The sequence below is a fragment of the Micromonospora sp. NPDC051296 genome (genome assembly GCF_040682255.1).
Taxonomy (GTDB): Bacteria; Actinomycetota; Actinomycetes; order Mycobacteriales; family Micromonosporaceae; genus Micromonospora; species Micromonospora craterilacus.
Map to the genome: position 1 here is coordinate 1 of NZ_JBFBAO010000039.1, position 22210 is coordinate 22210.

19 protein-coding genes and 2 pseudogenes are annotated in these 22210 nt (G+C 72.4%); 19 read left to right on the forward strand and 2 right to left on the reverse strand.

The window, feature by feature from the left end; all coding sequences use genetic code 11:
* Nucleotides 1-416 precede the first annotated feature (416 nt).
* The 10 genes from AB0M52_RS06905 (at nucleotide 417) to AB0M52_RS06950 (ending at nucleotide 11698) form a co-directional block, all read left to right on the forward strand.
* Nucleotides 417-3254: a Na+/H+ antiporter subunit A gene (locus AB0M52_RS06905; protein ID WP_363949934.1), complete on the forward strand. Its 2838-nt coding sequence runs from the start codon at nucleotides 417-419 to the stop codon at nucleotides 3252-3254.
* Entirely contained in the window at nucleotides 3251-3721 is a 471-nt protein-coding gene (locus AB0M52_RS06910) for a Na(+)/H(+) antiporter subunit C (RefSeq protein WP_363949937.1), read from the forward strand. Before AB0M52_RS06905 ends, AB0M52_RS06910 begins: the two co-directional genes overlap by 4 nt.
* Nucleotides 3718-5220 (forward strand): Na+/H+ antiporter subunit D, encoded by a 1503-nt coding sequence (locus AB0M52_RS06915; RefSeq protein WP_363949940.1) that lies wholly within the window; start codon nucleotides 3718-3720, stop codon nucleotides 5218-5220. Before AB0M52_RS06910 ends, AB0M52_RS06915 begins: the two co-directional genes overlap by 4 nt.
* Nucleotides 5217-5819, forward strand: coding sequence for a Na+/H+ antiporter subunit E (locus AB0M52_RS06920; protein WP_363949943.1), 603 nt, complete (start codon nucleotides 5217-5219; stop codon nucleotides 5817-5819). Before AB0M52_RS06915 ends, AB0M52_RS06920 begins: the two co-directional genes overlap by 4 nt.
* Nucleotides 5816-6079: a monovalent cation/H+ antiporter complex subunit F gene (locus tag AB0M52_RS06925; RefSeq protein ID WP_363949946.1), complete on the forward strand. Its 264-nt coding sequence runs from the start codon at nucleotides 5816-5818 to the stop codon at nucleotides 6077-6079. The genes AB0M52_RS06920 and AB0M52_RS06925 overlap by 4 nt, the downstream gene beginning before the upstream one ends.
* Nucleotides 6076-6411: a monovalent cation/H(+) antiporter subunit G gene (gene mnhG, locus AB0M52_RS06930; RefSeq protein WP_363949949.1), complete on the forward strand. Its 336-nt coding sequence runs from the start codon at nucleotides 6076-6078 to the stop codon at nucleotides 6409-6411. Before AB0M52_RS06925 ends, mnhG begins: the two co-directional genes overlap by 4 nt.
* Before the next feature lie 164 nt (nucleotides 6412-6575).
* Entirely contained in the window at nucleotides 6576-8144 is a 1569-nt protein-coding gene (locus AB0M52_RS06935; RefSeq protein WP_363949952.1) for a M20/M25/M40 family metallo-hydrolase, read from the forward strand.
* Nucleotides 8145-8349: 205 nt separating this feature from the next.
* Nucleotides 8350-9702 carry a hemolysin family protein gene (locus AB0M52_RS06940; RefSeq protein WP_363949955.1) on the forward strand — a complete coding sequence of 451 codons (1353 nt, stop codon included), beginning with the start codon at nucleotides 8350-8352 and terminating at the stop codon, nucleotides 9700-9702.
* Entirely contained in the window at nucleotides 9699-10766 is a 1068-nt protein-coding gene (locus AB0M52_RS06945) for a hemolysin family protein (protein ID WP_363949958.1), read from the forward strand. Before AB0M52_RS06940 ends, AB0M52_RS06945 begins: the two co-directional genes overlap by 4 nt.
* Before the next feature lie 11 nt (nucleotides 10767-10777).
* Nucleotides 10778-11698, forward strand: coding sequence for a sporulation protein (locus AB0M52_RS06950; protein ID WP_363949961.1), 921 nt, complete (start codon nucleotides 10778-10780; stop codon nucleotides 11696-11698).
* A gap of 100 nt (nucleotides 11699-11798) precedes the next feature.
* Here the strand turns inward: AB0M52_RS06950 and leuE are convergent, their stop codons facing one another.
* Both leuE and AB0M52_RS06960 read right to left on the reverse strand, forming a co-directional pair.
* Nucleotides 11799-12461 (reverse strand): leucine efflux protein LeuE, encoded by a 663-nt coding sequence (gene leuE, locus AB0M52_RS06955; protein WP_363949964.1) that lies wholly within the window; start codon nucleotides 12459-12461, stop codon nucleotides 11799-11801.
* Entirely contained in the window at nucleotides 12458-13702 is a 1245-nt protein-coding gene (locus AB0M52_RS06960) for a bifunctional pyridoxamine 5'-phosphate oxidase family protein/GNAT family N-acetyltransferase (protein ID WP_363949967.1), read from the reverse strand. The genes leuE and AB0M52_RS06960 overlap by 4 nt, the downstream gene beginning before the upstream one ends.
* A 34-nt stretch (nucleotides 13703-13736) precedes the next feature.
* Here AB0M52_RS06960 and AB0M52_RS06965 point away from each other — a divergent pair, with 34 nt between their 5' ends.
* The 9 genes and pseudogenes from AB0M52_RS06965 (at nucleotide 13737) to AB0M52_RS07005 (ending at nucleotide 21981) form a co-directional block, all read left to right on the forward strand.
* Entirely contained in the window at nucleotides 13737-15074 is a 1338-nt protein-coding gene (locus AB0M52_RS06965; protein ID WP_363949970.1) for an aminotransferase class I/II-fold pyridoxal phosphate-dependent enzyme, read from the forward strand.
* 296 nt (nucleotides 15075-15370) lie between these two features.
* Nucleotides 15371-16072: a UdgX family uracil-DNA binding protein gene (locus AB0M52_RS06970; protein ID WP_363949973.1), complete on the forward strand. Its 702-nt coding sequence runs from the start codon at nucleotides 15371-15373 to the stop codon at nucleotides 16070-16072.
* A 57-nt stretch (nucleotides 16073-16129) separates the two neighbouring features.
* Nucleotides 16130-17269, forward strand: coding sequence for an acyl-CoA dehydrogenase family protein (locus tag AB0M52_RS06975; protein WP_363949976.1), 1140 nt, complete (start codon nucleotides 16130-16132; stop codon nucleotides 17267-17269).
* A 22-nt stretch (nucleotides 17270-17291) separates the two neighbouring features.
* A complete protein-coding gene (locus AB0M52_RS06980; RefSeq protein ID WP_363949978.1) occupies nucleotides 17292-18650 on the forward strand; it encodes an MFS transporter in 1359 nt (452 codons plus the stop codon).
* A 5-nt stretch (nucleotides 18651-18655) separates the two neighbouring features.
* Nucleotides 18656-18856: a DUF3046 domain-containing protein gene (locus AB0M52_RS06985; protein WP_363949981.1), complete on the forward strand. Its 201-nt coding sequence runs from the start codon at nucleotides 18656-18658 to the stop codon at nucleotides 18854-18856.
* Between the two features lie 185 nt (nucleotides 18857-19041).
* A pseudogene (gene recA, locus AB0M52_RS06990) lies at nucleotides 19042-19656 on the forward strand (recombinase RecA); the annotation flags it as partial.
* A gap of 3 nt (nucleotides 19657-19659) precedes the next feature.
* A pseudogene (locus AB0M52_RS06995) lies at nucleotides 19660-20508 on the forward strand (recombinase RecA); the annotation flags it as partial.
* A 171-nt stretch (nucleotides 20509-20679) separates the two neighbouring features.
* Nucleotides 20680-21180, forward strand: coding sequence for a hypothetical protein (locus tag AB0M52_RS07000; RefSeq protein ID WP_363950007.1), 501 nt, complete (start codon nucleotides 20680-20682; stop codon nucleotides 21178-21180).
* Between the two features lie 9 nt (nucleotides 21181-21189).
* Nucleotides 21190-21981 carry a regulatory protein RecX gene (locus tag AB0M52_RS07005; RefSeq protein WP_363949984.1) on the forward strand — a complete coding sequence of 264 codons (792 nt, stop codon included), beginning with the start codon at nucleotides 21190-21192 and terminating at the stop codon, nucleotides 21979-21981.
* Nucleotides 21982-22210: the final 229 nt, after the last annotated feature.

Sequence of the window (22210 nt, forward strand, 5' to 3'; positions counted from 1 at the left end):
TACGACGAGACGACCGCCTGGTCACACCACCCCAACCACGCCACCGCTTGACATCCAAGCACCTGGGATGTCTTTGCTCTGCTTCAACCCACGCAACAGCAACCTGACCGGCACCAACGCGCCGGACCGTGGCCGCGCCACACGGCACCGGCCGGCACAGGCGGTGACCGTTGCGTCGGTTGAGGCAGAGCAAAGGGTGAGTGGGGTGGAGGCCATGGACGGGCAGGCGAATACCAGCCGTGACGATCGAGGGCTTCCTGCGGCCCGGTCCGGCCAGGGGTGACCCGAATCCGTGATCGTGGGCAAAGTGGGTTCATTTCGGGAAAACAGCCCATAGCGCAGCGAACTGTCGTCTGATCGCTCGTAGGCGCCGTGCACACGGGGAGGGGCGCCGCTGCCATTCGACCGGGAGCGCCGTGCTCGTACTGCTGATCCTGCACCTCGTGGCGGCCGTCGCGGCACCGCTGCTGGTCCGCTGGTGGGGTCCCCGCGCCTGCTACCCGCTGGCACTCGCGCCCGCCGCCGCGTTCGGCTGGGCGGCGGTGCGCACACCCGCTGTCGCCGACGGCGGCGCGGTGGTCGAGACGTACCCGTGGATCCCCCGGCTGGGGCTGGACCTGGCGCTGCGGATGACCACCCTGTCCTGGCTGATGACGCTGCTGGTCGGCGGCGTCGGCGCGCTGGTGCTGGTCTACAGCGCGCGGTACTTCCCGCCCGGCGCGGGGGGGACGGCCCGGTTCGCCGGGGTGATGGTCGCCTTCGCCGGGGCGATGCTCGGCCTCGTCCTCTCCGACGACCTGCTGCTGCTCTACGTCTGCTGGGAACTCACCACGGTCTTCTCGTACCTGCTGATCGGGCACAGCACCGAGCGGCGATCCAGCCGCTGGGCGGCTACCCAGGCGTTGATGGTGACCACGGTCGGCGGCCTGGCCATGCTGATCGGGTTCATCATGCTCGGCCACCACGCGGGCACCTACCGCTGGTCGGAACTGGTCGAACGTCCGCTGCCCGGCGGGGCCTACCTGGTCAGCGCCGTGCTGCTGATCCTGCTCGGGGCACTGTCCAAGTCGGCGGTGCTGCCGTTCACCTCGTGGCTGCCGGTGGCGATGGCGGCACCGACGCCGGTGAGCGCGTACCTGCACGCGGCGGCGATGGTGAAGGCCGGCGTCTACCTGCTCGGCCTGCTCGCCCCGGTGCTCGCCGTGGTCGGCCCGTGGCGTCCGGTGGTGCTGGTCGCCGGGCTGGCCACCATGGTGATGGGCGGCTGGGCGGCGCTGCGGCAGACCGACCTGAAGCTGCTGCTGGCGTACGGCACGGTGAGTCAGCTCGGCCTGCTGGCGGTGGTCATCGGGGTGGGCACCGCGGACGCCGCGTTGGCCGGGGTCGCAATGCTGCTCGCCCACGCCCTGTTCAAGGCGGCGCTGTTCCTCGTCGTCGGCGTGATCGACCACGGCGCCGGCACCCGCGACCTGCGCGACCTGTCCGGGCTGTGGCGCACCGCTCCGGTACTGGCCGGGGTGGCGCTGCTCGCCGCGGCGTCGATGGCCGGCCTGCCGCCCCTGATCGGCTTCGTCGCCAAGGAGGCCGTGTTCACCGCCTTCACCGACCAGCCGCTGCTCCTGGCGGTGCTGGTCGCCGGCACCGCGCTCACGGTCGCGTACAGCATCCGTTTCATCTGGGGCGCGTTCGGCACCCGGCCGGGTGCGGCGCCGACCGAACTGGGGCGGATCGCAGTGCCGATGCTGGCGCCGGCCGCCCTGCTGGCCGGGGCCGGGCTGGTCGCCGGCCCGGCGGCGGGCGGGCTGGACGACCTGCTTCGCCCGTACCCGGAACTCTTCGGCAGCGTCCACGGGCACCTGGCGCTCTGGTCCGGCCTCACCCCGGCGGTCGGCCTGTCCGCGCTGGCGGTGGCCGGCGGCGCGGCGCTGTTCGCGCTGCGCGGCCCGCTGGCCCCGGTGCTGGCCCGGCTACGTTCGCCGGTCGGTGGCCTGCAGGGCTACGAGTGGATCACCCATCGCTTCGACCGGGCCGCCGTGGACGTCACCAGCGTCACCCAGCGAGGTTCGCTGCCGCAGTATCTCGGTCTCATCCTGATCGTGCTGGCCGCCGTGCCCGGCGGTGCGTTGCTGTTGACCCGGCCGTGGGAGAAGCGGCTCGCCCTCTGGGAAACCTCCGCACAACCGGTGGTGCTGCTGGTGATCAGCGCCGCGGCCGTGCTCGCCGTCAGCGCCCGCCGGCGGTTGACGGCGATGCTGCTGGTCGGGGTGACCGGCTACGGCACCGCGATGCTCTTCGTGCTGCACGGCGCGCCCGACCTGGCGCTGACCCAGTTGCTCGTGGAGACGGTGACCATCGCGGTCTTCGCGCTGGTGCTGCGCCAGTTGCCGGAGCGGTTCTCGGCGCGACCGCTGCGGCGCAGCCGCTGGATCCGGCGGGCGATCGGCGTGACGGTCGGCGTGACCGTCGCCGGACTCGCGGTGACCGCCACGGCCGCCCGGCAGGTGCGCAGCATCTCCGAGGAGCTTCCGCACCTGGCCGTCACCCAGGGGCACGGCCGCAACGTGGTCAACGTGACACTGGTCGACATCCGGGCCTGGGACACGCTGGGGGAACTGTCAGTGCTGGTGGCCGCGGCCACCGGGGTGGCGAGCCTGGTCTTCCAACAGTCCCGCACCGGGCCCCGCCCCCGCCGGCTGGACGCCGACCGTCGTGAGGCCCCCGCCGGCCGGGCGCTGTGGCTGCGCGGCGGGCCGACCCTGCACGAGCGCAACCGCTCGATCGTGCTGGAGGTGGTCACCCGGCTGGTCTTCCACACCGTGGTGCTCTTCTCCCTGTACCTGCTGTTCTCCGGGCACAACGCGCCCGGTGGCGGGTTCTCCGGCGGGCTGGTGGCCAGCCTGGCCCTGACCGTGCGCTACCTCGCCGGTGGCCGCAACGAGTTGGCCGAGGCCGCACCGGTCGGTGCCGGCACGGTGCTCGGCGCCGGACTGGCCTGCACGGTAGGCGGCGGAGTGCTCTCCCTGCTGGCCGGCGAGGGCGCGTTGAGCAGCGCGAAGGTCAACCTCTGGGCGCCGTTGGTCGGGGAGTTCTACCTGGTCACCTCGCTGTTCTTCGACGTCGGCGTCTACCTCGTGGTGATCGGGTTGGCGCTCGACGTGCTGCGCAGCCTCGGCGCCGAGGTGGACCGGCACATCGAGGCGGCCGGCCGCGCGGACGGCGGGTTGGCCGTCGACCACCCGGGGGAGGCCAGGTGAGCGCCGGAGCCAACCTGGTGTCCTTCGTCGCGATCGGGGTGCTCGTCGCTTGCGGCGTGTCGCTGCTGTTGGAGCGCAGCCTCACCCGGGTCCTGCTCGGCATCATCCTGGTCGGAAACGGGATCAACCTGCTGATCATCTTCGGCGGCCGGCCCGGCCGGGCGCCGATCGTCGGGGTCACCGAGCCGCCGTCGATGAGCGACGCGTTGCCCCAGGCCATGGTGCTCACCGCCATCGTGATCACCTTCGGGATCACCGCCTTCCTGCTGGCGATCAGCTATCGCAGCTGGTACCTGACCGGCGACGACGAGGTGCCGGACGACATCGAGGATCAGCAGATCGTGCGCCGTGCCGCGCGCAAGGAGGTCTCCACCGCGGACCTCGGCGGCGAGGGAGCGGGCTCGGACGAGGAGCAGGTCGATCCGCCGGTGCAGCGTGGGTCCTTTCCGGACGAGGGGCCGGGATGAGTGCACTCGTGCCGCTGCCGGTGATGTTGCCGCTGCTGGGCGCCGCGCTGACCCTGTTGCTGGCGAACCGGCCGGTGCCCCAGCGGGTGGTCAGTGTGAGCTGCCTGGGCGGCACCCTGGTGGTGGCGGTGGTGCTGCTGGTCCAGGCGTACCGGCAGGGGCCGCTGGTGGTCGAGATCGGCGATTGGCGGGCGCCGGTGGGCATCGTGCTGGTCGCCGACCAACTGGCCGCGCTGATGCTGGTGGTCTCCTCGGCGGTGACCCTGTGCGTGTTGCTCTACTCGATCGGTCAGGGGCAGGCGGAGACCGGCGAGACCGCTCCGCTGGCCATCTTCCACCCGACCTACCTGGTGCTGACCGCCGGCGTGACCAACGCGTTCCTCGCCGGCGACCTGTTCAACCTCTTCGTCGGCTTCGAGATGCTGCTCGCCGCGAGCTTCGTCCTGATCACGCTGAACGGCACCCGGCTGCGCATCCGCACCGGCTCGACGTACGTGGTGGTCAACGTGCTGGCCTCGATGATCTTCCTGATCTCGGTCGGCCTGGTCTACGCGGCCACCGGCACGCTCAACCTGGCTCACCTCGCCGCGCGGCTGGACGCGCTGCCCGAGGGCGTACGGCTGAGCCTGCAGCTGATGCTGTTGCTGGCCTTCGGCATCAAGGCGGCGGCCTTCCCGCTGTCGGCCTGGCTGCCGGACAGCTATCCGACCGCCCCGGCCCCGGTCACCGCCGTCTTCGCCGGCTTGCTCACCAAGGTCGGCGTGTACGCCATCATCCGGACCCAGACCCTGCTCTTCCCCGGTCACCAGGCCGGCAAACTGCTGATGGTGGTGGCCGGGCTGACCATGCTGGTCGGCATCCTCGGCGCGGTGGCCCAGTCGGACATGAAGCGACTGCTGTCGTTCACCCTGGTCAGCCACATCGGCTTCATGATCTTCGGAGTCGGGCTCAGCACGGTCGCCGGGCTGGTCGGGGCCATCTTCTACGTGGTCCACCACATCACCATCCAGACCGCCCTGTTCCTGGTCGCCGGTCTGGTCGAGCAGCGGACCGGCAGTACCGACCTGCGCCGGCTCGGTGGGCTGGCCCGGATGGCACCCGTGCTCGGCGTGCTCTTCTTCGTCTCGGCGATGAACCTCGCCGGTATCCCGCCCTTCTCCGGCTTCCTCGGCAAGCTCGGCCTGCTCCAGGCCGGTGTGGCCGCCGGCGGCCCGCTGCCCTGGGCGCTGGTCGCCGCCGGCACCCTGACCAGCCTGCTCACCCTCTACGTCGCCAGCCGGGTGTGGAACCTGGCCTTCTGGCGCGCGCCCTGCCAGACCGTCGCGCCGACCGCCCCGCTGCCCGCGCTGATGGTCGGCGCCACCGTGGCCCTGGTGGCACTCGGGGTGGGGCTGACCGTCGTGGCCGGGCCGCTGTTCGACGTGACCACGGGCGCGGCGGTCGACCTGCGCGATCGCACCCCGTACATCCGCGCCGTCCTGCCCGGCGGCCCACCGTGACCGGGCCGGGCGCGGCACCACCCGCGACGCCGGACCGGGCCGTCCAGGCCCGGCTGGGCCGGTGGCGCGACCGGTTGATCGCGTACGGCTGGCTGGTGCTGGTCTGGAACCTGCTCTGGGGCGAGTTCAGCTGGGGCAACCTGCTGGGCGGGCTGCTCGTGGCCGGGGCGGTGCTGGTGTTCTTCCCGCTGCCGCCGGTGACCTTCGGCGGCCGGCTGCGGTTGCGCGGCCTGCTGGCGTTCGGGGTGCGGTTCGTGGTGGAACTGGTCCAGGCCAGCCTGCACGTGGCCCGGATCGCGGTGCAGCCCGGCTACGTCCCGCGCTCGGCCATCGTCGCGGTCCGGCTGCGGATTCCCACCGACCTCAACCTGGCGCTCACCGCCGAAGCGGTGTCGCTGGTGCCGGGCACCTTGATCGTCGAGGTGGACCGGGCCGGTGGGCGGCTGTACGTGCACGTGCTCGACGTACGCAAACCGGCCGACCTCACCGCCGCCCGGGAGCAGGTCCGCGCCGTGGAACGGCGAATCATCGCGGCGGTCGGCTCGACGGCCGAGATGCGCCGGATGCGCTCCGCACCTGCCGAGAAGGAGTCCTCGTGAAAACCGTCCTCGTCGTCATCCTGGCCAGCGTGCTGTCGGTGGCCGCCCTGCTCGCCGTGGTTCGGCTCTACCGGGGGCCGTCGTTGCTGGACCGGGTGATCGCCGCCGACATGCTGCTCGCCACCATGGTCGGTGCCATCGGCGCCGAGGCGGCCATCACCCGGCACGCCACCACGCTGCCGGTGCTGGTGGTGCTCGCCCTGCTCGGCTTCGTCGGCTCGGTGTCCCTGGTCCGCTTCGCCGTCCGGCAGCAGCCGTGACACCGGGCGCCGTCGCCGACTGGCTGGGCGCGGTCAGCCTGGTCGCCGGCGCGTTGCTGAACCTGGCCGCCGCGATCGGGGTGCTGCGGTTCCCGGACGCGCTGAGCCGGATGCACGCGGCCACCAAGCCGCAGGTGCTCGGCGTGCTGCTCCTGCTGCTGGGGGTGGCCCTGCGGCTGCGCAGCCCCGCCGACCTCGGAATGATCCTCCTGGTCGGCGTCTTCCAGTTGGCCACCGCCCCGGTCGCCGTGCAGATGATCGGTCGGGCCGTGTACCGCAGCGGGCGGCTGGACCGGGAGTTGCTCGAGGCCGACGAACTGGCTGAGCGGTGAGGCGTCGGATTTCGGGAAGGCCGACTATTCCGGCACCTTGCGTCTTGCTCCCCGGGACGGACGGCTGGACCCTCTCGCAGTGACAGCTGTCGATCAAACGGCTGTCCTCCGGCGCCCCGCGCACCCCCGCGTGGCCGGTGCTCGCCCCCGAACCGGGAGGACCGATGAGACCCCGTACCCCTCGTACCACCTGGCTTGCCGCGGCCGTCGCCGTCGCGACCGCCGCGGCGGCGACCGCCCTGGCCGGCGCGCCGGTCGCCGCCCGACCCGTGGCGGCCGCGCCGGTCGCCGCCGCCGTCGCCGCGCCCAACATCGCCCTGGCGAACGTGAAGGCGCACCTGAGCCAGTTCCAGTCGATCGCGACCGCCAACGGCGGTAACCGGGCCCACGGCCGACCCGGCTATCTCGCCTCGGTCAACTACGTCAAGGCGCAACTCGACGCGGTCGGCTACATCACGACGGTGCAGTCGTTCACCTACAACGGCGCGACCGGGTACAACCTGATCGCCGACTGGCCGGGCGGTGATCCCAACGCGGTCGTGATGACCGGGGCCCACCTGGACAGCGTCACCGCCGGGCCCGGGATCAACGACAACGGCTCGGGTTCGGCGGCGATCCTGGAGGTGGCGCTCGCCGTCGCCCGTACCGGCTTCGCCCCCGACCGGCACCTGCGGTTCGGCTGGTGGGGCGCGGAGGAGCTGGGGCTGCGCGGCTCGCAGTACTACGTCAACAACCTGCCCGCCGCCGAGCGGACCCGGATCAAGCAGTACCTCAACTTCGACATGGTCGGCTCGCCCAATGCCGGCTACTTCGTCTACGACGGGGACAATTCCGACGGCGTGGGCGCCGGTCCCGGACCGGCCGGCTCGGCGCAGATCGAACAGACCATCCAGGCGTACTTCACCTCGATCGGTGTGCCGACCCGGGGCACCGACTTCGACGGGCGCAGCGACTATGGCCCGTTCATCAGTGTGGGCATCCCGGCCGGCGGCACCTTCACCGGCGCCGAGGGGATCAAGAGCAGCGCCCAGGCGTCGCTGTGGGGCGGTACCGCCGGGCAGGCGTTCGACCCCTGTTACCACCGTTCCTGCGACACCACCACCAACATCAACGACACCGCGCTGGACCGCAACGCCGACGCGATCGCGTACACGGTCTGGACGCTGGCCCAGGTGGCGACCCCGCCGCCCGGCACGACCGTGTACAGCGACACCTTCGAGACCGCCACCGGCTGGACCACCAACCCGGCCGGCACGGACACCGCCACCGCCGGCCGGTGGGAGCGCGGAGACCCCGCCGCCACCAGCAGCTCCGGCATCGCCACCCAACTCGGCACCACGGTCAGCGGAAGCTACGACCTGGTCACCGGACCGCTCGCCGGAGCCAGCGCCGGCGACCACGACCTCGACGGCGGGGTGAGCACCATCCAGTCGCCGGCGATCACCCTGCCGTCGACCGGCACGTTGACCCTGTCGTTCTCCTGGTACCTGGCCCACCTGAACAACTCCAGCAGCGCCGACTATCTCCGGGTGCGGGTGGTGGGCACCGGCACGGTGACCGCGCTGAACGTGGCCGGCGCGGCCACCAACCGGGCGGCCTCCTGGCAGAGCGCCAGCGTCAACATCTCGAGCCTGGGCGGGCAGACCGTGCGGATCGTGATCGACGCCGCCGACGCGAGCACGGCCAGCCTGGTCGAGGCCGCCGTCGACGACGTCCGGATCGTGCAGAGCTGACCGGTTCATTCGGCCGGTTGGCCGGCTCGGCCCCGGCGGTGCCTCGGCGCCGCCGGGGCCGCTCGCCGCACACCCCACGATCTCACCCTCAGCGCCGGTAGAATGACGGCATGATCGACTCCTCTGCCCAGGAGGGCAGCAGTAGCCAGCCGGGAAAGCCCCGGCATCCACATGACCCGACGGCACCGGGAGCCCTGAGCATCCCGTGTTGATCCTCGTCGGTCTTCTTCTGATCATCGTTCTGACCGTGTTGACGGGGTACTTCGTCGCGCAGGAGTTCGGCTACGTCGCCGTCGACCGGGGCAAGCTCAAGCAACGCGCCGCCGAAGGCGACCAGGCGTCCGCCCGGGCCCTGGAGGTCACCGGACGGCTGTCGTTCATGCTCTCCGGCGCGCAGCTCGGCATCACCGTCACCGCCCTGCTGGTCGGCTACGCGGCCGAGCCCTACCTCGGTGCCGGCCTGGCCGAGCTGTTCGGCGTCGCCGGCGTCTCCACCGGGGTCAGCCTGCCGCTGTCGGTCGCCCTGGCCCTGGTCATCGCCACCGTCGTGCAGATGGTGCTGGGCGAGCTGGCGCCGAAGAACCTGGCCATCGCGCGCCCGGAGGCGGTCGCCCGGGCGCTGTCCCGCTCCACCCTCATCTACCTGGCGATCGCCGGTCCGGTGATCAAGCTGTTCGACCGGGCCGCGGTGCGGCTGCTGCGGCGGATCGGCATCGAGCCGATCGAGGAACTGCCCAGCGGAGCCACCCCGGAGGACCTGGAGCAGATCATCGCCGAGTCCCGCCTGGAGGGGCACCTCGACGCCGAGATGTCGACGCTGCTCGACCGGGGGCTCGACTTCCGGGAGCTGACCGCCGGGGAGGCCATGGTGCCCCGGGTCGACGTGCACACCGTCCGGGCCGACGAGCCGATCAGCCGGGTGGTCGAGCTGCTCGACACCGGTCGCTCCCGTTTCCCGGTACGCGGTGCCGAGGGCGTCGACGACCTGGTGGGCGTGATCGGCATCGCCGACGTGCTCCGGGTCCCGCCGGCCGAGCGCGCCAGCACCCCGGTCAGCACGGTGGCCGTACCGCCGCTGCTGGTGCCCGAGACGCTGCCGTTGCCCACGGTGCTGGACCGGCTCCGCTCCGGGCACCGTCAGCTCGCCTGCGTGGTCGACGAGTACGGCGGCTTCGCCGGCGTGATCACCCTGGAGGACATCGCCGAGGAGCTGGTCGGGCCGATCCGCGACGAGGACGACCCGCCGGAGCGGGCACCGGCCCGGCAGGACGACGGCTCGTGGGTGGTGCCGGCGCGCTGGCGCATCGACGAGGTCGCCGACAGCACCGGCATCGCCCTGCCCGAGCACCCCGAGTACGACACCCTCTCCGGGTTGGTCATGCGGGAGCTGGGCCGGGTGCCCGAGGTCGGTGACCGGCTGGAGATCACCCTGCCGGCCGACGGCGACCACAACGAGGTCCTCCCGCGCGCCCTCGTCGAGGTGCTCGCGGTCGACCGGCACGTGGCCGACTCGGTCCGCCTTCAGGTGACCGGCGGGCGTGAGGAGGTGAAGGCATGAGCACCGGATTTGCGCTGGTCACCTCCGTGGTCCTACTGGCGCTCAACGGGTTCTTCGTCGCCGCCGAGTTCGCCCTGGTGGCGAGCAAGCGGTACCGCCTGGAGCAGGCGGCGGCCGGCGGCGGCCGGACGGCCCGGGCCGCGCTCGACGGGGTACGCGAACTGTCACTGATGCTGGCCGGCGCGCAGCTCGGTATCACGCTGTGCACGCTGGGTCTCGGTGCGTTGGCCGAGCCGGCGATCGAGCGCCTGCTCAGCCCGCTGCTGCACACCGTGGGCCTGCCGTACGGTGCGAGCCACGTGATCGCGCTGATCTTCGCGCTGAGCCTGGTCACCTTCCTGCACCTGGTGGTCGGCGAGATGGCGCCGAAGTCCTGGGCGATCACCGACCCGGAGCGTTCCGCGTTGCTGCTGGCCCTGCCGTTCCGGGCGTTCGCCCGGGTGGCCCGGCCGGTGCTGTCGGTCCTCAACGCGGTGGCCAACGCGATGCTGCGACTGGTCAAGGTCAACCCGCAGGACCAGTTGGCCCAGGTGCATGGCCCCGACGAGCTGCGGATGCTGCTGGAGCAGTCCCGCGAGCACGGGCTGCTGGGTGCCGCGCAGCACGAGCTGCTGACCAGCATGCTGGAGTTGCAGGGGACCACCGTCGCCCAGGTGATGGAGCCGGTCGAGCGGATGGTGACGGTGCGCCGGGACGACTCGGTGGACCGGGTCGAGCAGGTCAGCCGGGACAGCGGCCGGTCGCGGCTGGCGGTACTGGACGCCGGCGGTGACGTCTGCGGCCTGGTGCACGTACGGGAGGCGGTGCGGGCCACCGCCACCCGTCCCGAGGCGGTCGCGGGCGACCTGATGAACGACGCGATCAGCCTGCCCGCCACGGCCACCGTGACCGAGGCGGTGGCTGCGATGCGGGCCCGCCAGTCCCAGCTTGCGCTGGTTCGCAACGGTGGCGGTCCGACCCGGCCGATCGGTTTCGTCGCGCTGGAGGACCTGCTGGAGGAGGTCATCGGTGAGTTCGACGACGAGACCGATCCGATCCCGCGCGCGGTGCGCCGGCTGAGGTAGGAGCGACGCGGGTGCGGCTGACGGGGGTGTCACCGGAGTCGGGCGGTACGGGCCTGACGGTGCGCACCGCCCTGGCCAACCCGAGCACCCGCCCCGGCCTTCGGTTGCCGGGGCGGGTGACGCTCCTCGCCGGTTCCGTCGACGTGCCGGTCTACCACGTCCGGCTCGGCCTGGTCAGCACGGTCGAGCCGGACGATCCGGAGGAGCCCCGCCGGCTGGTGCAGTTCCACCAGGCGCAGGTGGCCGGCGCCCTGGTGCTGCGGGCGGGGCGGGGTCGGTCGATCCCCTTCGAGTTCCCGTTGCCCTGGGAGACGCCGGTGACCACGTTCGGCGGGGTGCCGCTGCTCAGTCTGCGGATGGGGCTGCGTACCGAGGTGGCGATCGAGCCGGCGCTGGACCAGGGCGCGATGGTGCCGCTCTTCGTCCATCCGCTGCCCACCCAGCAGCACATCCTCGCCGCCCTGGACACGCTCGGCTTCAGCGTGCGCCAGGCTGGGCTGGTCGACGGCGTGCTGCCCGGGGTGGAGCAGACCCTGCCCCTGCACCAGCGGTGGGGTTTCTGGGTGGGCCCGCTCTACGCCGGCCCGATCACCGAACTGGAGGTGATCTTCGTGGCCAACTCCGCGGGCCTGGAAGTGATCTTCTGGTGCGACCGCCGGCTGGCGCTGGCCGGGATCACCCACACCAGCATCAGCCGGTTCCGGATCTGGCACGCCGGTGCAGACCAGCGGGACTGGGTGTCGACCGTGGACGGCTGGTTGCGTGTGGCGATCAACCGGCACGCCGCCGCAGCGGCGCACGCCGACTGGTCGGCCAACATCACCGAGTCGGCCCACGTCAGCCGCCCACCCGACGAGCCGATCCAGCCCGGCTTCGGCCTGGGCGGCACGGCGGGCAGCCCGGGCGTCGGTGGCGGCGGCGACGGCACCTGAAGTCCCGCCGCACGCCGTGGTTGGCGTGTGCCGCGCGCCGTGGTCGGTGTTAAAAGGGGGCCCCTTTACTACCCCAGGCGTTAATAAGGGGCCCTTCCTTTCATCCCTGGGCGAGCTTGAGGCCGAAGCCGAGGAAGAGCGCGCCGACGGCGGTGGTCGCGCCGGCGGACAGCCGGCGGCGCTGCCGGAACTGGGCGGCCAGGAACGTGCCCGCGAAGATCAGCGCGGTCAGGTAGAGCGCGCTGGTGACCTGGGCGATCAGGCCGAGCAGCAGGAAGGACAGCGCCGGCCAGGCGTAGGTCGGGTCGACGAACTGGATGAAGAACGAGATGAAGAACAGGATCGCCTTCGGGTTGAGCAGGCTGATCACGAGGGCCTTGCGGAACGGGCTGCGCATCGCCGCCGGCTCCGCGGCGTCGATCAGCCGCGGCGTGGCCGGGTCGTTGCGGTCCCGCCAGCGCCGCCAGGCCGCGCGCAGCATGGTCAACCCCACGTAACCCAGGTACGCGGCGCCCGCGTACTTGATCACTAGGAAGACCGGCGGGTACGCCTTGAGCAGCGACGCCACCCCGGCGGCGGAGAGGAACATGAGCACCCCGTCGCCGACGAAGACCCCAGCCGCGGCCCGGTAACCGGTGCCCACGCCCCGACGGGCGGCGGTGGAGAGTACGAAGAGCGAGTTGGGCCCGGGCAGCAGCACGATGGCCACGGTGCCCAGCACGTACGTCCAGATGTCGGTGATCCCCAGCACGCCGGACATCATCCGGCCGCCGGGGCCTGGGAGAGAAGACTTTCCCGCAGGCTGGCCTGTGCGTTCGGCCACTCGTCGACAGTCATCGAATACTGCACGGTGTCCCGCCACGAGCCGTCCGGGCGCAGCCGGTGCCGGCGCAGCACCCCCTCCCGGGTCGCGCCGAGCCGCTCGATGGCCCGCTGCGAGCGCTCGTTGCGGATGTCGGTGTGCCAGACCACCCGCACCGCGCCCAACTCTTCGAAGGCGCGGGTGAGCAGCAGCAGCTTCGCCTCGGTGTTGATCCCGGTACGCCACCAGGGTCGGCCGAGGAAGGTGTGCCCGATCGCCACCGACCGCCGCTCGGGGTCGATCTCGTAGTACGAGGTGCTGCCGACCACCGCTCCGGTGACCGCGCACCGCTGCACCCAGGCGACCCGCTCGCCCCGGTGCTGCTCGGCCAGGGCGTCGGCGATCACCTCGCGCAGCTCCGTCGGGCCGGTCGGCAGCGGCCGGCTCAGGTGCCGCCAGACCTCCGGGTCGGCGGTCGCCGCGTACAGCTCGCCGGCGTGGGACAGGTCCAGCGGTTCGAGTCGTACGTGTGTGCCGCCCAGCGCGGCCGGCGCGTGCCACGGCGTCCGGGCCGGTCGCAGGTACGTCGGCACCGGGGCGGTCACCCCGGCGTCGGGCTCGGGCCGGTCGGCGGTCAGCCGCAGCGGCACCACCCCGGCCCAGTGCGCCAGCGCGAGGTCGGCCGGGTCGTCCTGCACGCCGCCGGTGCGGGTGCGTATCGACACCTCGCGGAGCGGCAGCGCCAGCACGGCGGTCTCGGCCAGCTCACGGCGGTTCGGCGGTCGGCTGTCCGCCGCGCGGCCGGCACCGACCTTCTCCACCAGCGCGGTCAGCACGACAGCCTTCTCGGCCGGGTCGGTGACCAGGTGAGCGGTGCCGTGCGCGACCACGGACCGGTAGTTGGCGCTGTGGTTGAACTGCGAGCGGGCGTAGACCAGCCCGTCGAGCAGGGTGACCGCCACACAGACCGGCAACCCGTCACCCCGGGCGGCGAGCAGCGGCCGGCTGCCGGTGGAGCCGTGCAGGTAGAGCGTGTCGCCGACGCGTACGTGCAGGGTGGGCAGCACGCGTGGTTCACCGTCCACGGTGAACCCGAGCGCGCAGTGGTACGCCTCGTCGAGCACGGCGTGCGCGGCGGCCCGGTCGTAGCTCATCCGGTCCCGGGAGCGGCTGGCGGTGGTGCGGGCGGTCGGCGGGTACATGCGTCCACCTTTGTTCTAGTACAATGCTGAATTTGTGTCAGCACGCTATCAGGTGACCGGTGCGACGGCCGTCGAGATTTCGGCCAGCATCGAGTCGGCCATCCGCGTCACCGCTCTCGCCCCGGGCGCACTTCTCCCGCCGGTCCGGGCGCTCGCCGCCGAGCTGGCGGTCAGCCCGGCCACCGTCTCCCGCGCCTACGCCGAGCTACGCCAGCGAGGGCTGATCGTCACCGCCGGCCGCAACGGCACCCGCGTCCGGCCCCGCCCGCCGGTGGCCACCCACCGTGCCGTGCTGCGCCCGCCCGCCCCCGGGCTGCGCGACCTGTCCCGGGGTGAACCCGACGCGCGCCTGCTACCACCGCTCGGCCCGCACCTGGGCGCACTCGCCGGCTCCGTCGACCGCCCGGTCAGCTACTCCGACGCCGGAGTGCTGCCCGACCTGGCCGAGGCGGCCCGGGTGCGGCTCACCGCCGACGGGGTACCGGCCGGGGAACTCACCCTCACCGGCGGCGCGCTGGACGGCATCGAGCGGCTGCTCGGCGCCCACCTGCGACCCGGCGACCCGGTGGCGGTGGAGGACCCGGGCTGGGCCAACCTGCTCGACCTGGTCGCCGCGCTCGGGCTGCGCGCCATCGGCGTACCGGTCGACGACGACGGCCCGCTGGCCGCCGGGGTCGAGGCCGCGCTCGACGCCGGCGCCCGGGCGCTGATCGTGACCAGCCGGGCGCAGAACCCCACCGGTGCCGCGGTCTCCGCCGATCGGGCCGTTCAGCTGCGTGGTCTGCTCGCCGACCGGCCCGACCTGCTGCTGATCGAGGACGACCACGCCGCCGAGCTGGCCCGGGTACCCCTGCATTCGCTCGCGGGCGCGACCCGCAGCTGGGCCTTCCTCCGGTCGGTGAGCAAGCCCTTCGGCCCTGACCTGCGGCTCGCCGTGCTGATGGGGGACGAGACGACGGTGGCCCGGGTGGCCGGCCGGGCCCGGGTCGGTGCCGGCTGGGTCTCCACCGTGCTTCAGCGGCTGGTGCTGTCGCTCTGGCGCGACCCGGCGGTGACCGCGCTGGTCGACCGGGCGGCGGAGAGCTACGAACGGCGACGCGCGGCCCTGGTCGCCGCGCTGGCCGACCTCGGCCTTCCGGCCCACGGACGCAGCGGCATCAACGCCTGGGTACCGGTGGACGACGAGACCAGCGCGCTGACCGCCCTGCGTGACGCCGGCTGGGCGGTCGCACCGGGCGCGCTCTACCGGATCGCCGGCTCGCCGGGGCTGCGGATCACCGTCAGCGAACTGGACGAGGCGGAGATCCCGGCGCTCGCCGAGGCGGTGGCCCGGGCGGTCCGGCCCGCCGCGGCACCGGGCTTCACCGTCTGACCGGCACCGGTCCCGCCGGCCGGCTGGCTGAGTCTTCCGCGCGGGCCGGTCCCGCCGGTGCGGGCGTGGCCGGTCCCCGGGTGGGTAAGCGGGGCGCCGGAGGTGGTCGCATGGCTGGCGCGGGGTCGAGGAAGGGCGTCTGGATCGCCATCATCGTGGCGGCGATCGTGCTCGTGATCGTGGTGATCGCGGTGTTGGTCCGCGCTGGTGGTGGAGGCGGCGAATACTGACCCGGTGTGAGCCGGACCCAGGCACTACCCGGGCATCGTGCCCGCAACGGGTATATAACAGTCGCCATGGCCGAGACCGAGACCGCACCGGGTGCCCAGCAGTTCATCCCGCCACAGGCCGACACGCTTGACGACCTGCGGGCCGCCGCCACCGGATGCCGCGGCTGCGAGCTGTACCGGGCCGCGTCGCAGACCGTCTTCGGCCGGGGCGACGCCAGCGCCCGGGTCGTCTTCGTCGGCGAGCAGCCCGGCGACATGGAGGACCAGAAGGGGCTGCCCTTCGTCGGGCCGGCCGGCCGGCTGCTGCGCCGGGCCGTCGACGACGCGGGACTGGACCCGGGGCACATCTATCTCACCAACGCGGTGAAGCACTTCCGCTTCGAGCTGCGCGGCAAGCGGCGCATCCACCAGACTCCGGACCGGGTGCACATCACCGCCTGCCGGCCCTGGCTGGTCGCCGAGTTCGCCCAGCTGAACCCGGAGGTCGTGGTCGTGCTCGGGGCGACCGCCGCGAAGGCGCTGCTCGGCCCGACGTTCCGGGTCACCCGCCAACGCGGCGAGCTGCTGCCCTGGCCGGCGTCGGCCCAGCACCCCGAGGACTTCCAGCAGGTCCCGGTGGACAGCGCCGGCAAGACCGCCGACGTGCCGCCGGCCCGGCTGCTGGCCACCATCCACCCGTCCGCCGTACTGCGCGCCGACAACCAGGAGGTGGCCTACGACGGGCTGGTCACCGACCTGACCGTCGCCGCCCGCGCCCTCGCCGGCTGACCTCCGGAGCTGTCGGCGGGACCGTGGCGCGGCGGTGGCGGTGCCACACTTGCCGCCATGCAGCAGCATCTCTACGACCGTGACCACGACGAGTTCCGCGAGCTGTGCCGCACGTTCCTGGCCCGGGAGGCGGTGCCGCACCACGAACGCTGGGAGGCCGACGGGATCGTCGACCGGGAGGTGTGGCGCAAGGCCGGCGCGGCCGGGCTGCTCGGGCTGGACGTCGACGAGGGGTACGGCGGTGGCGGGCAACGGGACTTCCGGTACAACGCGGTCCTGGTCGAGGAGATCATCGCCGCCGGCTGCTCCGGGCTCGGGTTCGGCCTGCACAACGACGTGGTGGCGCCGTACCTCACCGAGCTGACCACCGACGAGCAGCGCGAGCGCTGGCTGCCCAGGTTCTGTTCCGGCGACCTGGTCACCGCGATCGCGATGAGCGAGCCGGGAGCCGGCTCCGACCTGGCCGGCGTACGCACCAGCGCGGTCCGCGACGGCGACGACCTGGTGCTCAACGGGCAGAAGACGTTCATCACCAACGGCGAGCTGGCCGACCTGGTGGTCGTGGTGGCCCGCACCGCAGACGAGGGCGCGCACGGGGTGAGCCTGATCGCGGTGGAGACCGGCACCCCCGGCTTCACCCGGGGCCGGCGGCTGGCCAAGGTCGGGCTGAAGGCCAACGACACCGCCGAGCTGTTCTTCGACGACTGCCGGGTGCCGGCGGAGAACCTCATCGGCACCGAGAACCACGGCTTCTACCACCTGATGGCCAACCTGCCCCGGGAACGGCTGAGCATCGCGGTCGCCGCGGTCGCCGCCGCGGAGAAGCTGCTCGCGCTCACCCTCGACTACGCCCGTACCCGGGAGGCGTTCGGCCGGCCGATCGGAAAGTTCCAGCACAACCGGTTCCTCCTGGCCGAGCTGGACACCGAGGTCACCATCGCGCGGACCTTCCTCAACCACTGCATCGCCGAGTTCAACGCCGGCCGGCTGTCGGTGACCGACGCGGCCAAGGCCAAGTGGTGGACCACCGAGCTGCAGAACCGGGTCGCCGACCGCTGCGTGCAGCTGCACGGCGGCTACGGCTTCATGCTGGAGTACCCGGTGGCGAGGGCCTGGCTGGACGGCCGGGTGCAGACCATCTACGGCGGCACCACCGAGATCATGAAGGAGATCATCGGGCGCGGTCTGGGACTGTGACGAGAGCAGGGAGCAGATTCTGTTGACCACTGACCTGACGACACCGGCACCGGCGCTGCCCGACGCCGCGTCGATCCAGCGGCGTACCCTGCGCCTGCTCTGCGCCACCCAGGTCGTGGGCGGGATCGGGGTGACCATCGGCTTCGCCGTCGGGGCGCTGCTCGCCGCCGAGATCGCCGGCACCGCGGTGGCCGGTCTGGCGCAGAGCGCCGCCGTGGTCGGTGCCGCGCTGCTCGCCATCCCGGTCACCCGGATCATCACCGGGCACGGCCGCCGCCCGGGCCTGGCCTTCGCGTACGCCATCGGTGCCGTGGGCGGGGTGCTGGTCGTGCTGGCCGTGGTGACCCGGTGGGTGCCGTTGCTCTTCCTCGGCATGCTGCTCTTCGGCGGTGGGTCCGCGGCCAACCTCCAGGCCCGATACGCCGCGGTCGACCTCGCCGACCCGGCCCGTCGGGCCCGGCAGCTGTCGCTGGTCGTCTGGGCCACCACCATCGGCGCGGTGGCCGCCCCGAACTTCGCCGCGCTCGCCGATCGCACCACCCGCGGCTGGGGGCTGCCGGCGTTGTCCGGCCCGTTCGCATTCAGCGCCGCCGCGTTCGTGCTCGCCGCCGGCGTACTGCTGGTGTGGTTGCGGCCCGACCCGCTGCTCACCGCGCGCCGGCTCGCGGCGGCCCGCTCCGGCGAGGCCGCGCCCAACGGCGGCCCGGCGGTGTCGAGTGGGTCGGTGGCGGCCGAGCCGGTCGCGACGCCGGCACCGCCCGCCCGGCGCGGCGCGGGCCTGCGCGCCGCCTGGTCGGTGGTACGCGCCCGGCCGGCGGCCCGGCTCGGCATCGCCGCCGTGGCCATGGGCCACCTGGTGATGGTGGCGGTGATGGCGATGACCCCGGTGCACCTGCGGGAGTTCTACCCCGTCGAGGAGGTGCTGCCGGTGGTCGGGCTCGTGCTGAGCCTGCACATCGCCGGCATGTACGCGCTGGCGCCCGTGGTCGGCTGGCTCACCGACCGGCTCGGCCGGCGCCCGGTCATCCTCGGCGGGATCGGCATGCTGCTGGCCGCCTGCGCGGTCGCCGGCACCGCCGGGCACCACACGCCTCGGCTCACCGCCGGGCTGGTGCTGCTCGGGCTCGGCTGGTCGGCGACCATGGTGGCCGGCTCCACCCTGCTGTCCGAGTCGGTGCCGGACCCGGTACGCCCCAGTGCGCAGGGCCTGTCCGACCTGGTCATGGGGCTGGCCGGAGCGCTGGCCGGCGCGGTCAGCGGGTTTGTCGTACAGGTGTGGGGTTATCCCGTGCTGACCCTGCTCGCCGCGGTCGCGGTGGCCCCCCTGCTGGCGCTAGCGTTGCGGCCGGTGCCGGTGGGCGCACCGGACGAGGAGGATTGATCACCGTGCGGCTGACCGACTTCTGGACGCGGCTGGAGGAGGCGTTCGGGCCCGGGTACGCGGCCAGCATTGCCAGCGACCAGGTGCTGACGCAGCTCGGCGGGCGGACCATCGAACAGGCGCTCGCCGCCGGTGAGGAGACGCACGTGGTATGGCGTGCGGTGGTCGCGGCCTACCCCGACCGGGTGCCCGCCCGGCTACGCTGAGCACCCGATTCGCTACTTCCGCGTGTCGCTTGCCGACTCGTACACCTGTTCGGCTATTGTCCACAGCGGGGTGCTCGTCCACAGGCCACGGCCCGTCGGCTGGTTTTCTGTCGGACCTAGCGCCTAGCGTGTCCCGCGTGACGCGAAGCTCAGGAAAGACGCCGGCGAAGGCAGGGGTGGCAACCATGGCGGCAGGGCCTGACCGGGAGAAGGCGCTCGACCTTGCTCTCGCTCAGATCGACAAGCAGTTCGGCAAGGGATCGGTGATGCGGCTGGGGGAGCGGCCGGTCGTGCAGACCGCGGTCGTGCCCACCGGCTCCATCGCGCTCGACGTCGCGCTCGGGGTGGGCGGCCTGCCCCGCGGCCGGGTCGTCGAGATCTACGGCCCGGAGAGCAGCGGCAAGACCACGGTCGCCCTGCACGCGGTGGCCAACGCCCAGCGGGCCGGCGGCATCGCCGCCTTCATCGACGCCGAGCACGCGCTCGACCCGGAGTACGCCAAGGCGCTCGGCGTCGACACCGACGCCCTGCTGGTCTCCCAGCCGGACACCGGCGAGCAGGCGCTGGAGATCGCCGACATGCTGGTCCGCTCCGGTGCGATCGACATCATCGTGATCGACTCGGTCGCCGCGCTGGTGCCGCGCGCCGAGATCGAGGGCGAGATGGGCGACAGCCACGTGGGTCTCCAGGCCCGGCTGATGAGCCAGGCGCTGCGGAAGATCACCGGTGTGCTCAACAACACCGGCACCACCGCGATCTTCATCAACCAGCTCCGCGAGAAGATCGGCGTCATGTTCGGCTGCATGTCGTACTCGACCCGGGTCACCCTGGCCGACGGCACGCAGGAGAAGATCGGCAAGATCGTCAACCAGCGGATGGACGTCGAGGTCCTCTCCTACAACCCGGAGACCGACCGGGTGGAGCCGAAGCGGATCACCAACTGGTTCAACAACGGGCCTGCCGAGCAGTTCCTCCAGTTCACGGTCGCCAAGTCGGGCGGCAACGGACGGGCGCAGTTCGCCGCCACCGCCAACCACCTGGTGCGTACTCCCGGCGGATGGCGGGAGGCGGGCGAGTTGATCGCCGGCGATCGGGTGATGCTCGCCGAGGCTCGGCGCCTCAGCGAGCAGCAGTGGCAGGTCGTGCTCGGCTCGCTGATGGGCGATGGCACCTTGTCGCCGAACAGCCAGGACCGCGAGGGTGTCCGCTTCCGTCTCGGACATGGCGCGCAGCAGATCGACTACCTCGACTGGAAAGTTTCGCTGCTCGGCAACATCAGCCACTCTCGGCGTACCGACGCTCGGGGTGCGGGGTTCGTCGACTTCACGCCGCTGCCTGAGCTGGGCGAGCTGCGCCGCGCGGTCTACCTGGGCGACGGCAAGAAGCATCTCAGCTGGGATTACCTCAAGGCGTTGACCCCCCTCGCCCTCGCCGTCTGGTACATGGACGACGGCTGCTTCACGGTGCGCTCCAAGGGCGTGCAGGAGCGCACCGCGGGTGGCTCCGGCCGGATCGAGATCTGCGTCGAGGCGATGGCCGAAGGCAGCCGCGACCGTCTGGTGGAGCACCTGCGTGACGCGTACGGCATGGACGTGAAGCTGGTCTCCCGGGGCGCCCGGCAGACGGCGTCGATCATCTTCACCACGGAGTCGTCGGCGAGATTCCACGAGCTGGTTGCGCCGTACGTGCCGGTGGCGATGGAGTCCAAGCTGCTGCCGCGCTTCCGCGGCCAGTGCGCCGTCGAGCCGCGGTTCGTTCCGGAGGAGCTCACGCCGGTGCCCGCACGGATCATCGATGTGCGGGTCAAGCCGAAGACCCGCTCCATGAACCGGTTCGACATCGAGGTGGAGGGCAACCACAACTACTTCGTCGACGGTGTCATGGTGCACAACAGCCCCGAGACGACGACGGGTGGTCGGGCGCTGAAGTTCTACGCCTCGGTCCGACTCGACGTGCGGCGCATCGAGAGCCTCAAGGACGGCACCGACGTGGTCGGTAACCGCACCCGGGTCAAGGTCGTGAAGAACAAGGTCGCCGCGCCGTTCAAGCAGGCCGAGTTCGACATCATGTACGGCAAGGGCATCTCCCGCGAGGGCTCGCTGATCGACGTCGGCGTGGAGCAGGCGATCATCCGCAAGTCCGGCGCCTGGTACACCTACGACGGTGACCAGCTCGGCCAGGGCAAGGAGAAGGCCCGCGAGTTCCTCCGCGAGAACCCGGACGTGGCCGCGGAGATCGAGAAGAAGATCCTGGAGAAGCTCGGCGTCGGGGTCGGCGCGGGCGATGCCACCGGTGGGCCGGAGCTGCCGCCGGTCGACTTCTGATCCTGACTAGTGGCCGGACGACGCGCCCGCGCGGGGCGGGGCTGGGATGCCAGCCCGCCCCGCGCGGGTGACACCACGCCGCGTCCCCGCCGGGGTCGCCCCACCGCCGGGAGCGAGGCCGACCCGGCCGCCCCGGCACCGGACGCCCCCTGGGACGAGGTCGGGCCCGGGCGGGCCGCCGGTGGGTGGCCCCGCTCGGTGCCGGCGGGCGGCACCGCCGCGCCTCGCGGCGAGGCGGGATCGGGCCGGGAGACGGCGACGCCTCGGGATGAGGCGGAGGTGGCCCGGGAGATCTGCCTGCGGCAGCTCGCCGTCCGTCCGCGTACCCGCGCGGAGCTGGCCGGGGCGCTGGCCCGACGGGGCATCTCCGAGGAGACCGCGACCGAGGTCCTCGACCGGTACGACGAGGTCGGCATCATCGACGACGCTGCGTTCGCCCGGGCCTGGGTGACCAGCCGGCACGCCGGTCGGGGGCTGGCCCGGCGGGCCCTGGCCAACGAGTTGCGCCAGCGCGGGGTCGACGGCGACACCGCCAGCGAGGCGCTCGGCGAGCTGGACGAGACCACCGAGGCGGAGACCGCCCGCGCCCTGGTGGAGCGCAAGCTGCGTACCGCCCGAGGCGAGCCGGACGCGGTGTTCCGGCGGCTGGTCGGCATGCTGGCCCGCAAGGGTTACCCGCCGGGCGTGGCCATCCGGGCGGTGAAGGAGGCCCTCGCGGCGCAGAGCGCGGAGGCGGCCGAGTTCGCCGAGCAGATCGACGCCGATGCCCTGGCCGCCACCGAAACTCACCCCACCCCCTGACACGACCAACCCTGCCGCCACCTCAACCCGTCGCGATGATCATGAAGTAAGCGGGGGCCCTGCTCTCTGTGCCTACCGCTAACTTCATGATCAATCGCGTAGATGGTGGTGGCGTGGTGGGTGAGCAGCAGTGATGGCCGGTTCGGGGCGCCGCCCGCCGTCTTGTTTGTCCGCTGGCGCCCGACTCTCCGCTGGCGCACGGTAACGGCGCAACTTCTCTCCGTCCGGG

Excerpts from the sequence above, each read along its gene's own strand:
- AB0M52_RS06915 (WP_363949940.1), top strand. The coding sequence starts at position 3,718 with ATGAGTGCACTCGTGCCGCTGCCGGTGATGTTGCCGCTGCTGGGCGCC.
- AB0M52_RS06935 (WP_363949952.1), top strand. The coding sequence starts at position 6,576 with ATGAGACCCCGTACCCCTCGTACCACCTGGCTTGCCGCGGCCGTCGCC.
- AB0M52_RS06945 (WP_363949958.1), top strand. The coding sequence starts at position 9,699 with ATGAGCACCGGATTTGCGCTGGTCACCTCCGTGGTCCTACTGGCGCTC.
- leuE (WP_363949964.1), bottom strand. The coding sequence starts at position 12,461 with ATGATGTCCGGCGTGCTGGGGATCACCGACATCTGGACGTACGTGCTG.
- AB0M52_RS06960 (WP_363949967.1), bottom strand. The coding sequence starts at position 13,702 with ATGTACCCGCCGACCGCCCGCACCACCGCCAGCCGCTCCCGGGACCGG.
- AB0M52_RS06970 (WP_363949973.1), top strand. The coding sequence starts at position 15,371 with ATGGCCGAGACCGAGACCGCACCGGGTGCCCAGCAGTTCATCCCGCCA.
- AB0M52_RS06975 (WP_363949976.1), top strand. The coding sequence starts at position 16,130 with ATGCAGCAGCATCTCTACGACCGTGACCACGACGAGTTCCGCGAGCTG.
- AB0M52_RS07000 (WP_363950007.1), top strand. The coding sequence starts at position 20,680 with ATGAACCGGTTCGACATCGAGGTGGAGGGCAACCACAACTACTTCGTC.